At 49.9% G+C, this 13801-nt stretch carries 14 protein-coding genes; 10 read left to right on the top strand and 4 right to left on the bottom strand.

The window, feature by feature from the left end:
- Positions 1-127 precede the first annotated feature (127 nt).
- Both epmA and efp read right to left on the bottom strand, forming a co-directional pair.
- Positions 128-1087: an EF-P lysine aminoacylase EpmA gene (gene epmA, locus BM185_RS07565; protein ID WP_091961604.1), complete on the bottom strand. Its 960-nt coding sequence runs from the start codon at positions 1085-1087 to the stop codon at positions 128-130.
- Positions 1088-1099: 12 nt separating this feature from the next.
- Positions 1100-1666, bottom strand: coding sequence for an elongation factor P (efp, locus tag BM185_RS07570; protein ID WP_091961607.1), 567 nt, complete (start codon positions 1664-1666; stop codon positions 1100-1102).
- A 48-nt stretch (positions 1667-1714) separates the two neighbouring features.
- Here efp and epmB point away from each other — a divergent pair, with 48 nt between their 5' ends.
- Positions 1715-2764 (top strand): EF-P beta-lysylation protein EpmB, encoded by a 1050-nt coding sequence (epmB, locus tag BM185_RS07575; protein WP_091961611.1) that lies wholly within the window; start codon positions 1715-1717, stop codon positions 2762-2764.
- A gap of 20 nt (positions 2765-2784) precedes the next feature.
- Complete coding sequence (locus BM185_RS07580; RefSeq protein ID WP_091961614.1) at positions 2785-4440, top strand: hypothetical protein; 1656 nt, start codon at positions 2785-2787, stop codon at positions 4438-4440.
- A 3-nt stretch (positions 4441-4443) separates the two neighbouring features.
- Here the strand turns inward: BM185_RS07580 and BM185_RS07585 are convergent, their stop codons facing one another.
- Positions 4444-4752 carry a Rieske (2Fe-2S) protein gene (locus tag BM185_RS07585; protein WP_091961616.1) on the bottom strand — a complete coding sequence of 103 codons (309 nt, stop codon included), beginning with the start codon at positions 4750-4752 and terminating at the stop codon, positions 4444-4446.
- Between the two features lie 319 nt (positions 4753-5071).
- Here BM185_RS07585 and BM185_RS07590 point away from each other — a divergent pair, with 319 nt between their 5' ends.
- Entirely contained in the window at positions 5072-5734 is a 663-nt protein-coding gene (locus tag BM185_RS07590) for a TorF family putative porin (RefSeq protein ID WP_091961619.1), read from the top strand.
- A gap of 199 nt (positions 5735-5933) precedes the next feature.
- A complete protein-coding gene (locus tag BM185_RS07595) occupies positions 5934-6896 on the top strand; it encodes a porin (RefSeq protein ID WP_177203510.1) in 963 nt (320 codons plus the stop codon).
- A 58-nt stretch (positions 6897-6954) separates the two neighbouring features.
- Here BM185_RS07595 and BM185_RS07600 read toward each other — a convergent pair whose 3' ends face one another.
- Positions 6955-7833, bottom strand: a complete 879-nt coding sequence (locus BM185_RS07600) for a LysR family transcriptional regulator (protein WP_091961625.1) — start codon at positions 7831-7833, stop codon at positions 6955-6957.
- Between the two features lie 170 nt (positions 7834-8003).
- Between BM185_RS07600 and BM185_RS07605 the strand changes: the two genes are divergently transcribed.
- Genes BM185_RS07605 through BM185_RS07630 form a run of 6 tightly spaced genes read left to right on the top strand, consistent with a single transcriptional unit; the run spans position 8004 to position 13743 of the window.
- Entirely contained in the window at positions 8004-10796 is a 2793-nt protein-coding gene (locus BM185_RS07605; protein WP_091961628.1) for a monovalent cation/H+ antiporter subunit A, read from the top strand.
- Entirely contained in the window at positions 10796-11134 is a 339-nt protein-coding gene (locus BM185_RS07610) for a Na+/H+ antiporter subunit C (RefSeq protein ID WP_091961631.1), read from the top strand. Before BM185_RS07605 ends, BM185_RS07610 begins: the two co-directional genes overlap by 1 nt.
- Positions 11131-12651: a monovalent cation/H+ antiporter subunit D gene (locus BM185_RS07615; protein WP_091961633.1), complete on the top strand. Its 1521-nt coding sequence runs from the start codon at positions 11131-11133 to the stop codon at positions 12649-12651. The genes BM185_RS07610 and BM185_RS07615 overlap by 4 nt, the downstream gene beginning before the upstream one ends.
- A gap of 32 nt (positions 12652-12683) precedes the next feature.
- Complete coding sequence (locus tag BM185_RS07620; protein WP_245751731.1) at positions 12684-13148, top strand: Na+/H+ antiporter subunit E; 465 nt, start codon at positions 12684-12686, stop codon at positions 13146-13148.
- Positions 13142-13411: a K+/H+ antiporter subunit F gene (locus tag BM185_RS07625; RefSeq protein WP_091961639.1), complete on the top strand. Its 270-nt coding sequence runs from the start codon at positions 13142-13144 to the stop codon at positions 13409-13411. The genes BM185_RS07620 and BM185_RS07625 overlap by 7 nt, the downstream gene beginning before the upstream one ends.
- Complete coding sequence (locus BM185_RS07630) at positions 13408-13743, top strand: Na+/H+ antiporter subunit G (protein WP_091961642.1); 336 nt, start codon at positions 13408-13410, stop codon at positions 13741-13743. The genes BM185_RS07625 and BM185_RS07630 overlap by 4 nt, the downstream gene beginning before the upstream one ends.
- Positions 13744-13801: the final 58 nt, after the last annotated feature.

Here is a 13801-nt window from a genome sequence, read left to right on the forward strand (position 1 = left end):
CTGGCTATAGAGGGAGCAAGAGTGAGCTTTTTCAGGCTGTCTGCAACAGGATGTTGCAGCCAGAGCTTACAGGGATGTATTTACGCGTCCTGAAAAAGCTTACCTTGCTAGCTCATCACGAAACCTTTTAGCAGCGGCTTATTGAAAACGCCTGAACCTGATCCAGGCTTTCAGCACCCGATGCCAGCATGACCAGGCGATCAAACCCCAGTGCAATGCCACTGGTATCCGGAAGTCCAGCTTGCAAGGCCAGGAGTAGGTTGGCATCGGGAGTTACTTGAGGACGTCCCAGCCTTGCGCGCTGTTGGTTATCTTGAACAAAGCGCTCAGCCTGCTCTTCAGCCGAGGTCAGTTCCTGGTAGGCATTGGCCAGCTCTATGCCCTGAACGTAAAGCTCGAAACGCTGAGCAACCGGAAAGCCTTCATCATCTTTCTGGATGGCCGCCAGAGCAGCCTGACTGGCCGGAAAGTCAGTTAAAAAGACTCGCCCTTGCTGTTTGAGCGCTGGCTCAATTTGGTGACTAATCAGCAAATCCAAGCAAGCGTCCCTATCCAGGTCTTCAGCACGAATGCCAGAGCAAGCGTGGCTGGCTTTACGTAGTTCCTGCAAGCTGGCTGCGAAAGGGTGCAAGCCAACCACCTCCTGAAATGCCTGTTTATAGCTGAGCTGCTGATATTCCGCAGTTCCCAACAGCTGGTTAACCAAAGCGCAGGTTTCTTCTTGCAGTTCCTCCAGGCTCCAGCCCGGTCGATACCATTCGAGCATCCAAAATTCCGGGTTATGGCGCCAGCTGTGTTCGCCATTACGAAAACAGGGTCCCAATTGGTAAATAGGGCCGCTACCGGCTGCCAGCAGGCGTTTCATAAAAAATTCTGGGGAAGTTTGCAGGTACAGGCGCTGAGGCTCAGCCAGACCTTCCAGACAGGTAGTGAAGGAGTCCAGAAAGGGGTCAGTCGAGCCGCCTGAATTGAGCAGGGGCGTATTTACCTCAAGGACTTGGCGTTGAGCGAAGAAGTCCCTTGTTAGCGACAGCAAGCGGGCACGCTCTTGAAGCTGTGCCAGGGAAGTGCCCGGTTGCCAAGTCATCAGGAAGCGGAATTAAGCGCGGCTAACGTATTCGCCCGTACGCGTATCAATTTTCAGCTTTTCGCCTTCATTGATAAACAGGGGCACACGCACCACAGCACCGGTTGACAGGGTTGCTGGCTTGGAGCCCCCTTGAGCGGTATCGCCTTTCAGGCCTGGGTCGGTTTCACTGACTTCCAGTTCGATAAAGTTAGGCGCTGAAACGTTAATCGGAGCACCATTGTAGAGAGTGACCGTGTAAACTTCCTGCTCTTTCAACCATTTGGTGGTGTCACCCATGGCTTTTTCATCAGCACCGATTTGCTCAAAAGAGCCATCAGTTTTCATAAAGTGCCAAAATTCGCCATCGGAGTACAAGAACTCCATATCAATTTCCATGACATCGGCAACTTCAACATTATCGCCAGACTTGAAGGTTTTTTCACCGACACGTCCTGTCATCAGGTTGCGGAATTTTACACGAGTAAATGCCTGACCTTTGCCAGGTTTGATATGCTCTACATCCATCATGGAACAGGGGTCGCCATCCAGCATGACTTTGAGGCCGCCCTTGAATTCGTTGGTTGCAACGTTTGCCATAATAATCTTCTCTGAAATGATTCCAAAACACGAAAAATCCGGTCGCCAATGATACCCAAAACCCAGGCCAGTAACCACTTAACCCTGATCGAAAAAAGCGAAGGCACTCCCCAGTGGAGCCAGGAGCTAGGTCAGGCCCTGCGTAATCCCCTTGAAATTTGTCAGCGACTGAACTTAAACCCGGAAGACCTTCCCGGTGGCCGGGAAGGCTTAGAACAGGGGCATCAGCTCTTCTCCAGCCTGGTTCCTCTGCCTTTTTTGGAGCGCATGGAGAAGGGCAATCCCAAGGATCCGCTGCTTTTGCAGGTTTTGCCTGCCCTGGAAGAACAGCAAAAACAGCCGGGGTTTGTGACTGACCCCTTACAAGAAAAGCGCTTCAATCCGCTGCCAGGTTTGATCCACAAATACCGCTCTCGGGTTCTCTTAACCCTATCCGGTGGCTGTGCGGTCAACTGCCGTTACTGTTTTCGCCGTCACTTTCCCTATGCTGAGAACACTTTGAGCAAAGCTGCCTTGCAAAAGGTTATCGCTTACTTGCAGGAGCACCCAGAGATCAATGAGGTGATTTTTTCCGGAGGCGACCCCCTGGCGACTCCCGATACCCGGCTCAGCGAGATTGTCAGTCAACTGGAGCAGCTTCCCCAATTAAAAAGATTGCGAATTCACTCGCGTCTTCCAGTCGTACTGCCATCCCGCGTGGATGCAAAGCTATTGAGCTGGCTAAAAGCGACCCGCTTACAAACCATCCTGGTTCTTCATATCAACCATCCCCAGGAGTTGGATCAATCACTGATCCAGGCATTGCATGAACTTAGGACAACCAATAGCATCCTACTCAATCAAACCGTGCTTTTGAAAGGTATCAATGCGAATGCAGCAGTCTTGACCCAACTTTCTGAACAGCTCTTTGCAGCTGGGGTTCTGCCCTACTACTTGCATACTCTGGACCCTGTTCAAGGAGCAGCACATTTTGCTATTCAGGATCAGGAAGCCAAAGAGATTTATGCCGAATTGTTGGCTAATCTGCCCGGTTATCTGGTGCCCAAGCTGGTTCGCGAGTATGCTGACCAGCTCAGCAAAACCCCTTTGGGATGGTAATCACGAGGAAGAATAAAAGCATGCGTATGTTGCCACTGGATTTCCCTGAACTCTGCCGCGACCATTTGGAAACCTGCGAGTTGCGTAGAGAAGCCTTGGAAGACTGGTTGCTGACTCTTCCGCTGGCTCATCCGTTAGCCAGTCAGGAAAAGCTTGCGCAGTTGTTGAGCGAATTCAATGAACTGCACTTTCCTCCTCCCAGGCGCTTGGAGTGGCTTAACAAGATTGCCTCTACAGCCACCCGGGTTTGTCAGGATCTGGATGCCACTAACCACTTGGCTAAGGAAGGAGAAGCAGCCCAAGACCTGGATAGTCTGCTTGCTCAAGGCTACAAACGCACCCTGCATGATTTACTCGGTCAGCGTGAGCACTTGCCCTCACAGATTCTGGGTCCCTCTTTGCTGCAAGCGCTTTATAAGGCCACCACCCATATCAGTGCACTTATTCGCCGCTCCTGCCAATTTAGTGTTCCAGCGCCCGAGCCTGCCTGGCGGGAGCTTTATCTGCTCTACCGTATGGCTTGTCAAAGTCGCTTGCAGAAACGCAAAATTCAGCCCCAGGCCCCTTCCAACTGCGAAGAGGCCTACTACCAGGCCCTTCTCCTGGGCATGGTGCAAGCAGAAGTTCTGCGTAGTGATGAGGTGGAACTTATTTATTCCTGGCTGGCTCAGTGGAGTGAGTTACTGGAGATTACGGCGCCAACTTCTGAGCAGGCTCTGTTTCAGGTATTAGCCAGCCAAAACTTTTGTCCTAGACGCAGCCAAAAGCTTAGCAAAATCAATCAGGAGCAGGACTTTGGGATTAACACTCAACCTTTAGCCTTGGAAGTCCAAAGACTACTCGAAGCAGCCACTTCTCCTCTTAGCAACCGGTTACTTCAGCATCTACTGTCCCAAATCAGCAATCATTCAGACCGAAATGCTCCCCGTATTGAAGCTTCGGGTTCAGTCAGCCTGGTTCTGGGCTTAAGAAGCGTTCACTACCACTTGAGTGGCCGCAAAGCATTTGAGCAGCTGGCAGCGGGCGGAAATCTAAGTATCAAAAAGCAAACCAACCCTTTTCTTGATACCACTCCCCTGGATGACCCCTGGGCCGCAGCTCATGACGCCACTGAAAACCTGAGTAGTGGCCAGGTGCAACTGGTCGATATAGATACCTCTGAGCTAAGTACATCAATTGATGATGAACTTAATAAACGCTTTCCGGTTTATCACTTACAGCAGGTCAATACCAGTGCAACAGGCTATTGCTTGGCTTGGGAAGGTGAAGCACCAAGAAACTTGGCTACCGGAGAACTGGTGGCACTAAAAGAAAGCAGTCGTGATCTTTGGCAACCAGCAGTCATTCGTTGGGTACGCCAGGCACCCGGCGGCTACCAGCTGGGCGTTGAGGTACTGCCCAGCCGAATGCAGCCTTGTGCACTTAAACCTGTGATCAAGGTCGGCGACCCTGTGGACTATATGCCTGGTTTTTTGATCCCTGAACTCAAAATTCTGGATACGCCTGCCAGTGTCATTACTCCCCTACTTCCTTTCAAGGAAGGGCAAAAAGTAGACATTACAGGACAGCAGGGAAAGCAGCGCACCAGATTGGTGCGCCTTTTGAGTACGCCGGGTGAATTCAATCAGTTCCAATTGGAAAGCCCAGGACCAGATTCCAGCCTTCAGGCCCATTAAAATTCAACCCTCTACCCAAACATGGCCTTCTTCGACCTTGACAGCAAAGGTTTCTATATCCACATAAGCCGGAGGTGTTAAGGCCTTACCCGTGCGCAAACAAAAACGTGCACCATGACGGGGACAAACCAGCAAACCTGCCTCAATACAGCCCCCCTCAAAGCCTCTACGATCATGTGAACACTCATTGACAACAGCCCTTAACTCCCCTTCAGCCCGAGCAACCAAGAGCTCATCCCCATCATCATTTTCAACAATCTTAAACTGACCATCAGCCAGCTCATCTTCTCTACACACCTGAATCCAGGGCATTTTTTACTCCTCATCGATTGGTCAATAATTTAGCTACTGCTTTCAAATGCAGCCCAAACCCTAATATTATTGTCATCAAAAGCACATTAAAACGCAAAGTTGGCACGGCCTCTGCATTCATTATAAGCGTCACATCTGGATAGGATCTTCAAATCCTAGTAAACAGGTCAATTTTCTGCATAAAAAAGGCTTATCAGAAAAAGACACCTAAAAGCTTTACAGACAGATGAACTTTTGACTAAAGTTTCGCAATTGCGTCATACTACCTATGCTGAATAGCATGATGCATTATGTAAACCACTGAAAAGGAAGTAAAAACATGAAGAAAACGCTTGTAGCCGCCTCTATCGCTGCTCTATCCACAGGTTTTGTTGCAGCTCCAGCCATGGCCGATGTATCTGGTTATGTGATGGGCGTGCTTACTCAGCCAACCGATTCCGATCAGGACACAGCTCTGACCGTTGAAGCCGAAGTTGTCTACAGCCACGAATCCGGCGCCTATGGTGGTGTTTGGTTCGAAACCTACGACTTCCTGGAAGGCGACGATTTTGCTGAAGAAAGCAATATTGAAGTTTTCGGTGGTTATGCTGCTGACCTGACTGAAGAATTTGGCTATGATGTAGGTGTTGCCTATGGTCAGCCTCTAGACAACGAATTTGATCAGGACTACGTTTGGATCTACTTCGGTGGTCTTTACACTCTGGATGCTGATACTTCTTTCAGTGCCTACATCACTTACGACATCGACTCCGATGTTGACTACACCGAGCTGGAACTGCGTGCAGACTACACTGGTGTAGAAGTAGTTGATCTCTATGCTGAATACCTGATCAACCTGCAGGACACTGATACTCTGAACACTCTGGAACTGGGTGTTGGCAAAGAAATCATTCCTCAAAACTATGTTACCGGTGCATTCCGTCTGGACCTGGAAGAATCTGATAACAGCGTTATCGAGTTCACTTACTCTTACAACTTCTAAGTTGTAGTAGTCCAAGTGAACAAAGCCGGCCTCTAGTTAGGCCGGTTTTTTTATGTTCCTGAAAAAACTAAATTTTCCTTTCATAAATCTTTCATCTTCCTGCCGCTGAAGTGTCATTTTCAATTGTTAACTTCCTTTCCGTGAGTTTAGTTCCCCCAACTCTTCGTAAAACGAAGCTAAGCAATAAAGGAAAATGACGATGAAAAAAACGCTACTTGCCTCTGCTGTAGTTGCCTCTCTAGCTGCAGGTGCCGCTCAAGCTGCTACCATCTATGAAAGTGACAACGGCAATACCAAAGTCGATAGCTATGGTCGTGTAATCACAGCATTAGTAGCTGATGATGGTGACAACAGTATTGATGACCTCGGTTCGCGCATTGGTTTTCGTGCCAGTGACAAGATCAACGATGATCTAACTGCTTTCGCCCGTGTTGAGTTTCGCTTTCAAGGCGACGAACGCCGCCGTGGCAGCGATACTGGTAATGACCGCATCTTCAATGACTTACGCAACACTTATGTAGGTGTGCAGGGTGATTTTGGTAAAGTCACTTTCGGTAATTTTGATTCCATTTATTTCCAATCTGTTTCTCATGTAATGGATCTTTTTGAGAACGCAGGTTACAGAGCTTTGAATGCTGGTTCACAAAATGCTCGTGGTGACACTGTTGCTTTTGAAACAGCTGACCTGGGTGGCATGCAGTTTGGTGTTTCTGCTAAGCATTATGCTGAAGGCGCCACTAACAGCGGTGACGAAGAGTGGAACCTTATGGCCTATGGTGAGTTCACCATGATTGATAACCTCACCTTCGCAGTTGCTTTTGACCAGAACAATGAGGATGCTGAAGGTGGCGAAGACCCCATCCTGGGCGCCAGTGCCAGCTACTCAATGGATGATCTGACTGCATCCGTCCTGTTTGAAACTTCCGGTGATTTACTGCACCTAGCTGCAGGCGGCAGCTATGCTTATGGCAGCGGTGATCTTTACGGTATGGTTTCCTTCCTCGATGACGGCGATGAAAATGGCCTAGATATCGCAGTTGGTGCTAACTATAAGTTCTCACGTGCTTTCCGCACCTTTGGTGAGCTGGCAGTAGGCAATGATAAAGTTAGTGGCATCGGTGACAAAAACATCATTACAGTCGGTGCCCGCTACGACTGGTAAGCAACAACCGTTTCAGGTTCTTGGATAGAGCATTTGCCCCGGCCCAGCCGGGGCTTTTTTATCCCCTGGCCGTCACTTTCAACAAGCTCTCAGCCAGGGCACGGGTTGCCGGGCCAGCTCCTTCAGGGTCAGCGTAAATCAATTGCAGGGGAACTTGACGCAATCCTTGCGCGGGTAGATTTAAAGGCTGGAGTTCTTTTGAAGCTATTGCTTCCGCAACCAGATGCCGGGGTAACCAGGCAAATCCCAATCCCAGTTTGAGCATACGCAGTGAGGTGGCAACATGGCTCACGGTCCAGCGTTGTTCTGCTTCCAGCCAGCCAGCATCCAAACGATGGGCGCTTGAAGAGTCTCTGATCACCAGCTGTCTAAATCGCTTGAGATCTCTGAAGCTCAGTTCACCCATGTGATGTAGAGGGTGTTCGGGGTGAGCGACACAAATAAATTCAGCTAACATCAGAGGGCGGCCAATAAAACCCTGTACAGGCAGGCCCGAAATCAACAGATCCACTTCACCGGCATAGAGTAATTCCACACCACCTGAAAGCACCGTTTCACGAAGTTCAATACGTGTTTTTGGCCAGTGTGAAGAAAACTCGGCCAGACCTTCTGTCAGTCGGTTAGCTGGAAAAACCTGATCGACTGCTAAACGAACTTCGGCTTCAACGCCTGTTGCCAGGTGCTCGGCCATATCTTCCAAATCCCTGGCTTCCTCAAGTAAAAGGTGCGCCCGGCGAAGCAAAGCCCTTCCAGCCTCGGTGAGAAGGACTTTTCTTCCCTGGACAGCAAGGAGGTCTACACCCAGCTGTTGTTCAAGCTTGTGAACAGCGGCGTGCACACTGGATGGGCTTTTATGCACCATCTCAGCGGCCTGATTAAATCCACCAGCTTCCACGACAGCCTGCAGCATGCGCCACTGTTCCAGAGTTACTTTCATGGCTACCTCTTACGCTTCCCTTTGACTAAAGGGTCATAGAGAAATTGAACATCCTGCTTAAAGCAGTCAAGAGCCTGTGGTAATATGTCGCAGAATTTTGCGATGCAGCATAAAAAAATAAAGAAATTAGCATTTAAAATCATAAAGTTAAACACTCAGGCCTTACCCTAATGAAACTGGCCCTCATTTTTCTTCTACCCCTCGTGGGTGCTTTTCTGCCCTTGGGCATAGCGCGCAAGTCGTCTTGGCTACTGGCAAGCTGCGCAGCCTTGCCTGCTTTGGCCAGCTTTTTTTTACTCGTTAGCCTGACACCCGACTTGTTAGCAGGCCAGGTTCTTATTCAAACCTGGACCTGGGTTCCCTCCCTGGGCCTGAGTTTTTCCTTGCGCCTTGATGCCCTTAGCTTGATTTTTGCACTTCTGATTACAGGCATCGGCTGCCTGATTTTACTTTATGCCCGCTTTTATTTTGATGGCAAACCTTCTGCTGCCCGCTTTTATGCCCTGATCCTTATTTTTATGGCGGCCATGCTGGGCCTGGTGATGTCGGAAAACCTCTTGGTAATGCTAGTTTTCTGGGAAATGACCAGTTTAGTCTCTTTCCTTTTAATTGGCTTTACCTGGAAGAGCCGTGATGCCCGGCGCGGGGCTCGTATGTCCTTGGCGATTACAGCAGGTGGTGGTTTGGCGCTCATGGCCGGCCTGGTGCTCTTGGGGCTGGAAGTGGGCAGCTGGCAATTAAGTGAGGTGCTGGCTGCTGGTGATCAGATTAAAGCCAGTGAATCCTATGGTTTGATGCTGGTCCTGATTTTATTGGGTGCCTTTGCCAAATCCGCTCAATTCCCTTTTCACCTCTGGTTGCCCCATGCCATGGCGGCGCCCACACCGGTTTCCGCTTACCTCCACTCAGCAACCATGGTTAAAGCGGGTATTTTTCTGCTGATGCGCCTGCACCCGGCACTGGCGGACACTCCTTTGTGGCTGGATCTAGTCACCCTGGCGGGCATGACAACCCTGATGCTCGGCGCCTTTGTCGCCATGTTTATGCATGATATCAAGGGTCTCTTGGCTTATTCGACCCTGTCACATTTGGGCCTGATTACTCTGCTATTAGGGCTAGGCACTCCTTTAGCGCTGGCTATCGCTCTTTTTCACTTGATTTGCCATGCCTTCTTTAAAGCCCCTCTATTTATGATGGCCGGGTATGTCGACCAGTTAACCGGTAGCCGGGATATGCAGCGTATCAATGGGCTTTGGCGCTACTATCCTTTGCTGACCCTGTTAAGCGGTTTGTCAGCAGCGGCCATGGCTGGCCTACCTTTGCTAAGCGGCTATTTCAGCAAAAAGATGCTCTTTGCCGAAAGCCTGGCCATCACCCAACCTTTCTGGGCGGCTGGATTGCTGCCCGTTTGGGTGACTGTGGCGGGCCTTTTTTCAGTCGCCTATTCAATGCGTATTTTTCATAATGTTTTCTTTAATGGTCGCCCTGTGGATCTACCTAACTATCCACCCAAGCCACTCTTGAAAAAAGCCCTACTGCCGTTGATTCCCCTGGTCTTGATCACCCTGCTCATCGGGCTTTGGCCGGACTGGCTGTTTAAACACTGGATGCTACCTGCAGCTCTGGCAGCCACCCAGGTAAGTCTGCCTGAGTATGACTTCACGCAGTTATCCGGGGGCTGGCCTTTATATATGAGTCTCTTTGCCCTGATCGGCGGCTTGGCTTTCTATGCGGCCAGAGGCCCCTTGTTTGCCATTCATGCGCGCTTACCAGAAGTGGATGCCAAGAATATTTTTGAACGTTCTATGCATGGATTAACCGACTGGACACGCAGTCTTGTTTACAACCTGGAAAATGGCTCTCTGCAGCGCTATCTGGCTTTAATACTAATGACTTGCGTGCTTTTGGTCGGTTGGTCACTCCAGGGGCTCAGCAGCTGGCAGGGAAGTTTGGCAATGACACCTTTGGAGCCTGGCTTTGTATTAGGTTGCCTAGTCATGGCTATGGCCGCAATCAGTGTTGCCAAAATTCACCGTCACCGTCTGCCTGCACTCCTTTTACTTGGCGTAATAGGGCTGCTTATCACCCTGTTTTTTGCCCGCTTCTCTGCACCTGATTTAGCTTTAACCCAGCTTTCGGTAGAAGTTATGGCCGTCGTCATTATGATGCTGGCTCTTTCTTTCCTACCCCAGGAGTCACCTCAAGAATCCACAAAGCTGCGCAAAACCAGGGATTTATTGCTTGCCGGGGGTGTTGGTAGCCTAGTTGGTCTGCTTGCCTTTGCTGTGCTTACCCGTCCCTTCTCATCCATATCCGACTTTTTTCTTGCCCAGAGCGTTGAAGGCGGAGGTGGTACCAATGTGGTCAATGTCATTTTGGTTGATTTTCGCGGTTTTGACACCCTTGGAGAAATCACGGTTCTGGGCATTGCTGCTGTTGCTGTTTTTGCTTTTACCCGCGAACTCCATTTAAAAGAAAGGGTCACTTCCAACCTTAACCTTCAAGGTGTTGCTGAGGCCCACCCGATTATTTTAAGTGTTACTGCACGCCTGGTTTTACCCATTGCCTTAATGGTTTCCGCTTATATCTTCCTACGCGGCCACAACCTACCGGGTGGCGGTTTTATAGCCGGGCTGATTACGGCCGTTGCCTTCACCCTACAATATATGGCTGGCGGCCTGGTTTGGGCACAAGAGCGCATGCGTACCCAGTTTCGCCCACTGATAGGCGCGGGCCTACTCATCGCCACCTTTACGGGTATGGGTAGTCTGGTGCTGGGTTACCCCTTCCTAACCTCTACTTTCGGGCATTTTGATTTGCCTTTGTTGGGTGAAATTGAGCTGGCCAGTGTGCTCTTATTTGATCTCGGTGTTTATGCCGTCGTAGTCGGTGCCACCTTGCTGATACTCGGCAACCTGGGTCGCCTGATGACGGTTGCCGGACCGGGCAAGGAGGTTGGCTGATGGAAGCCTTGTTTGCTGTAACGCTTGGAATTCTTACCACTTCAGGTGTTTATTTGCTGCTGCGGGGCCGTACCTTCAGCGTCATTCTTGGGCTGACGTTGCTGTCTCATGCTGTAAACATCTTTCTATTCAGCATGGGGCGACTTCAACAGGGGTCTCCAGCCTTGATAGGGTTTACCGATCACCCAGGTGACCCCCTGCCTCAAGCCTTGGTATTAACAGCAATCGTCATAGGTTTTGCGATGACGGCCTTTACTGTTGTCCTGGCCTTGAAAGCGGCTGTCGAGCTGAGAAGCGACCATGTTGATGGTGAAGATCCCAATGAGGACCGCTTATGAGCCATCTGTTGCTTTTGCCAATTCTTTTACCGCTACTGGCTGGTGCCTTGCTGCTCTTCCCCACCCCTTCCTTGGTTTTTCAACGCTGGGTCGGCGGCTTAACCGTCTTTTTACTGGTGATTGTAAGCTTCTTGCTGTTACAGGAGGCGGCCAGCGGTGACTATCAGCTCTATGCTTTGGGTAACTGGGCACCCCCTTTCGGCATTGTTCTGGTTCTGGATCGCCTAGCTGCCTTAATGCTGGCCCTAACCGCTGGCTTGGCTTTCTTTTGTCTTTTGTACGCCTGCCAGGGCACTGACCGTTTGGGTGCCAATTTTCATGCCCTTTTTCAATTCCAGTTGATGGGCATTAACGGTGCGCTTTTAACAGGCGACCTGTTCAATTTATTTGTTTTCTTTGAAGTGCTTTTGATCGCTTCCTATGCACTGATTTTGCATGGAGGTAGCCGTGCTCGCAGTCGTGCTGGCTTACACTATGTGCTGATCAATCTGGTCGGTTCTGCCATTTTCATTCTTGCCTTGGCGCTTCTCTATGGGTTGGCAGGAACACTTAATATGGCTGATTTGGCGCAAATTGTTGGCCAGGTTTCTCAGGAAGATCGCCCGCTTTATCTGGCAGCAGGGTTTCTTTTGTTACTGGTTTTTGGCATTAAAGCCGCCCTTTTACCCCTGCTCTTCTGGCTGCCACGTACTTATACTGCGGCTAGTGCCCCGGTTGCTGCTCTCTTTGCGATCATGACCAAAATCGGTATCTATGCCATTTTGCGCGTTTTCTGGTTGGTTTTCGGTTTCGGTGACGACCCCCTGAATGAATCCATCTGGGCCTGGCTGTGGCCTTTGTCACTCGCTACGCTGCTCCTGGGTGGTCTGGGCGCTTTGGGTGCCTCCAGCATGCGGATGCTAACGGCTTATCTAGTCATTTTATCGGTGGGCATTTTACTGGCCAGCATTGCTTTGGCGACCCAGGAAACCCTCTCAGCGGCACTTTTTTATCTCATTCATAGCACCGGTCTGGCTGCTATTTTCTTTTTGCTGGCCGACTTGGTTGGCCGCCAGCGTGACCAGGGCTATGATCGCTTTTATGTTCATGCTGGAATCAATCACCGCTGGCTAATGGCTGGCTTATTTTTTATAGCTGCAATTAGTATGGCTGGCCTTCCTCCTTTGAGTGGTTTTATCAGTAAACTCTGGTTACTTCAGGCAACCACCAGCCACCCCCAAGGCTTGTGGCTTTGGGCCGTTCTTTTGGCAGCTGGTTTTCTGGTCCTGGTGGCTTTGAGTCGTTGTGGTAGCGGTTGGTTCTGGCGGGCACCAGAATGCGAAAAGCATAAGAAACTCAATAAACGGGAGCTGGGCCTGGTTGTTGTTATGATCAGCCTCAGCTTCTTGCTTTCAGTTAAGGCTCAACCTGTTATGGATTATTTGGAACTGACCGCCCAACAGCTGATGCAACCTGAAAACTATATCCAGGCCTTTCCTGGTCGTGAGGCACTGCTACCAAGAGGTCACTGGCAATGATTAAATCCAACTGGGGGTTTCCTCGCCCATTCTTGAGCATTTTTTTAGTCCTGCTTTGGCTGTTTTTGACCAATAGCTTTACTTGGGCTCAGCTCTTACTCGGACTTTTTTTGGGATGGTTGCTACCCTTGGTGGCTCATCCGTTTATGCCTGACCAGCCTCACGTTCGCCACCCTCTACTGATGCTGCGTTATTTGCTGGTTTTTCTCGCCGATATTCTTTCTTCCAACTGGGTGGTTGCGCGTCTTCTACTAGGAAAACCAGAAAGACTTAGACCTGCTTTTATTCACTATCCGGTGGAGCTGGATAATGACTATGCGATTACCCTGCTGGCCAGCACTATTTCCCTAACACCAGGAACGGTGTCTGCGCACTATGATGCCAACACTAAGCAACTGCTTATTCATGCGCTGCATTTTGAGGGTGAAGAGGCTGAAATGATCTCGCAAATCAAACAGCGCTACGAAAATGTCTTACTGGAGATTTTCCAATGTTGAGCTGGGCCATCCCTCTGGCTATGGGCATTTTCACCCTGGCCATGGCACTCAATCTTTATCGCCTTGCCAAGGGGCCGGATATTACCGATCGTATTTTGGCTTTGGATACCCTGATGATTAACAGTATCGCCCTGCTGGTGCTCACGGATATACGCCTGCAACTGGGTATTCTGTTTGAGGCCGCCTTGCTCATCGCTTTGATGGGCTTTGTTGGCACCGTTGCCATGAGCAAATACCTGTTACGGGGGGATGTCATCGAATGACCGGACTGCTTGAGTTGATAATTACCCTGTTACTGCTGATTGGGGCCTCTATTGCTCTTTTAGGCTCCTGGGGTTTAGCCCGTCTGCCTGATTTTTTCATGCGTCTTCATGGACCTACCAAAGCCAGCACTCTGGGCGTTGGCGCAACGCTACTAGGCTCTTTGATTTATTTTAGCAGCCAGCAACCGGGAATTTCGGTTCAAGAAGCCTTGATCACCCTCTTTCTTTTTGTAACAGCACCGGTCAGTGCCCACATGCTTGCCAAGGTTGCACTCCACCGCAAATTACCCTTGAATCCCAAGACCCGCAATTCATTCACAAAAGACGAATGAATAGTGCAAATTTTCCCAATTTTATTTTGTAAAACCGACCGCTAGACTGGTACCCATA

This window comes from Marinospirillum celere, from assembly GCF_900112235.1.
In the GTDB taxonomy this organism is placed as follows: Bacteria; Pseudomonadota; Gammaproteobacteria; order Pseudomonadales; family Halomonadaceae; genus Marinospirillum; species Marinospirillum celere.

Bases quoted from the DNA above. Each gene is read 5' to 3' on its own strand.
- epmA (WP_091961604.1), bottom strand. From the start codon at position 1,087: ATGACTTGGCAACCGGGCACTTCCCTGGCACAGCTTCAAGAGCGTGCC.
- BM185_RS07610 (WP_091961631.1), top strand. From the start codon at position 10,796: ATGGAAGCCTTGTTTGCTGTAACGCTTGGAATTCTTACCACTTCAGGT.
- BM185_RS07615 (WP_091961633.1), top strand. From the start codon at position 11,131: ATGAGCCATCTGTTGCTTTTGCCAATTCTTTTACCGCTACTGGCTGGT.
- epmB (WP_091961611.1), top strand. From the start codon at position 1,715: ATGATACCCAAAACCCAGGCCAGTAACCACTTAACCCTGATCGAAAAA.
- BM185_RS07580 (WP_091961614.1), top strand. From the start codon at position 2,785: ATGCGTATGTTGCCACTGGATTTCCCTGAACTCTGCCGCGACCATTTG.
- BM185_RS07605 (WP_091961628.1), top strand. From the start codon at position 8,004: ATGAAACTGGCCCTCATTTTTCTTCTACCCCTCGTGGGTGCTTTTCTG.
- BM185_RS07600 (WP_091961625.1), bottom strand. From the start codon at position 7,833: ATGAAAGTAACTCTGGAACAGTGGCGCATGCTGCAGGCTGTCGTGGAA.
- BM185_RS07625 (WP_091961639.1), top strand. From the start codon at position 13,142: ATGTTGAGCTGGGCCATCCCTCTGGCTATGGGCATTTTCACCCTGGCC.
- BM185_RS07585 (WP_091961616.1), bottom strand. From the start codon at position 4,752: ATGCCCTGGATTCAGGTGTGTAGAGAAGATGAGCTGGCTGATGGTCAG.
- efp (WP_091961607.1), bottom strand. From the start codon at position 1,666: ATGGCAAACGTTGCAACCAACGAATTCAAGGGCGGCCTCAAAGTCATG.
- BM185_RS07595 (WP_177203510.1), top strand. From the start codon at position 5,934: ATGAAAAAAACGCTACTTGCCTCTGCTGTAGTTGCCTCTCTAGCTGCA.
- BM185_RS07590 (WP_091961619.1), top strand. From the start codon at position 5,072: ATGAAGAAAACGCTTGTAGCCGCCTCTATCGCTGCTCTATCCACAGGT.
- BM185_RS07630 (WP_091961642.1), top strand. From the start codon at position 13,408: ATGACCGGACTGCTTGAGTTGATAATTACCCTGTTACTGCTGATTGGG.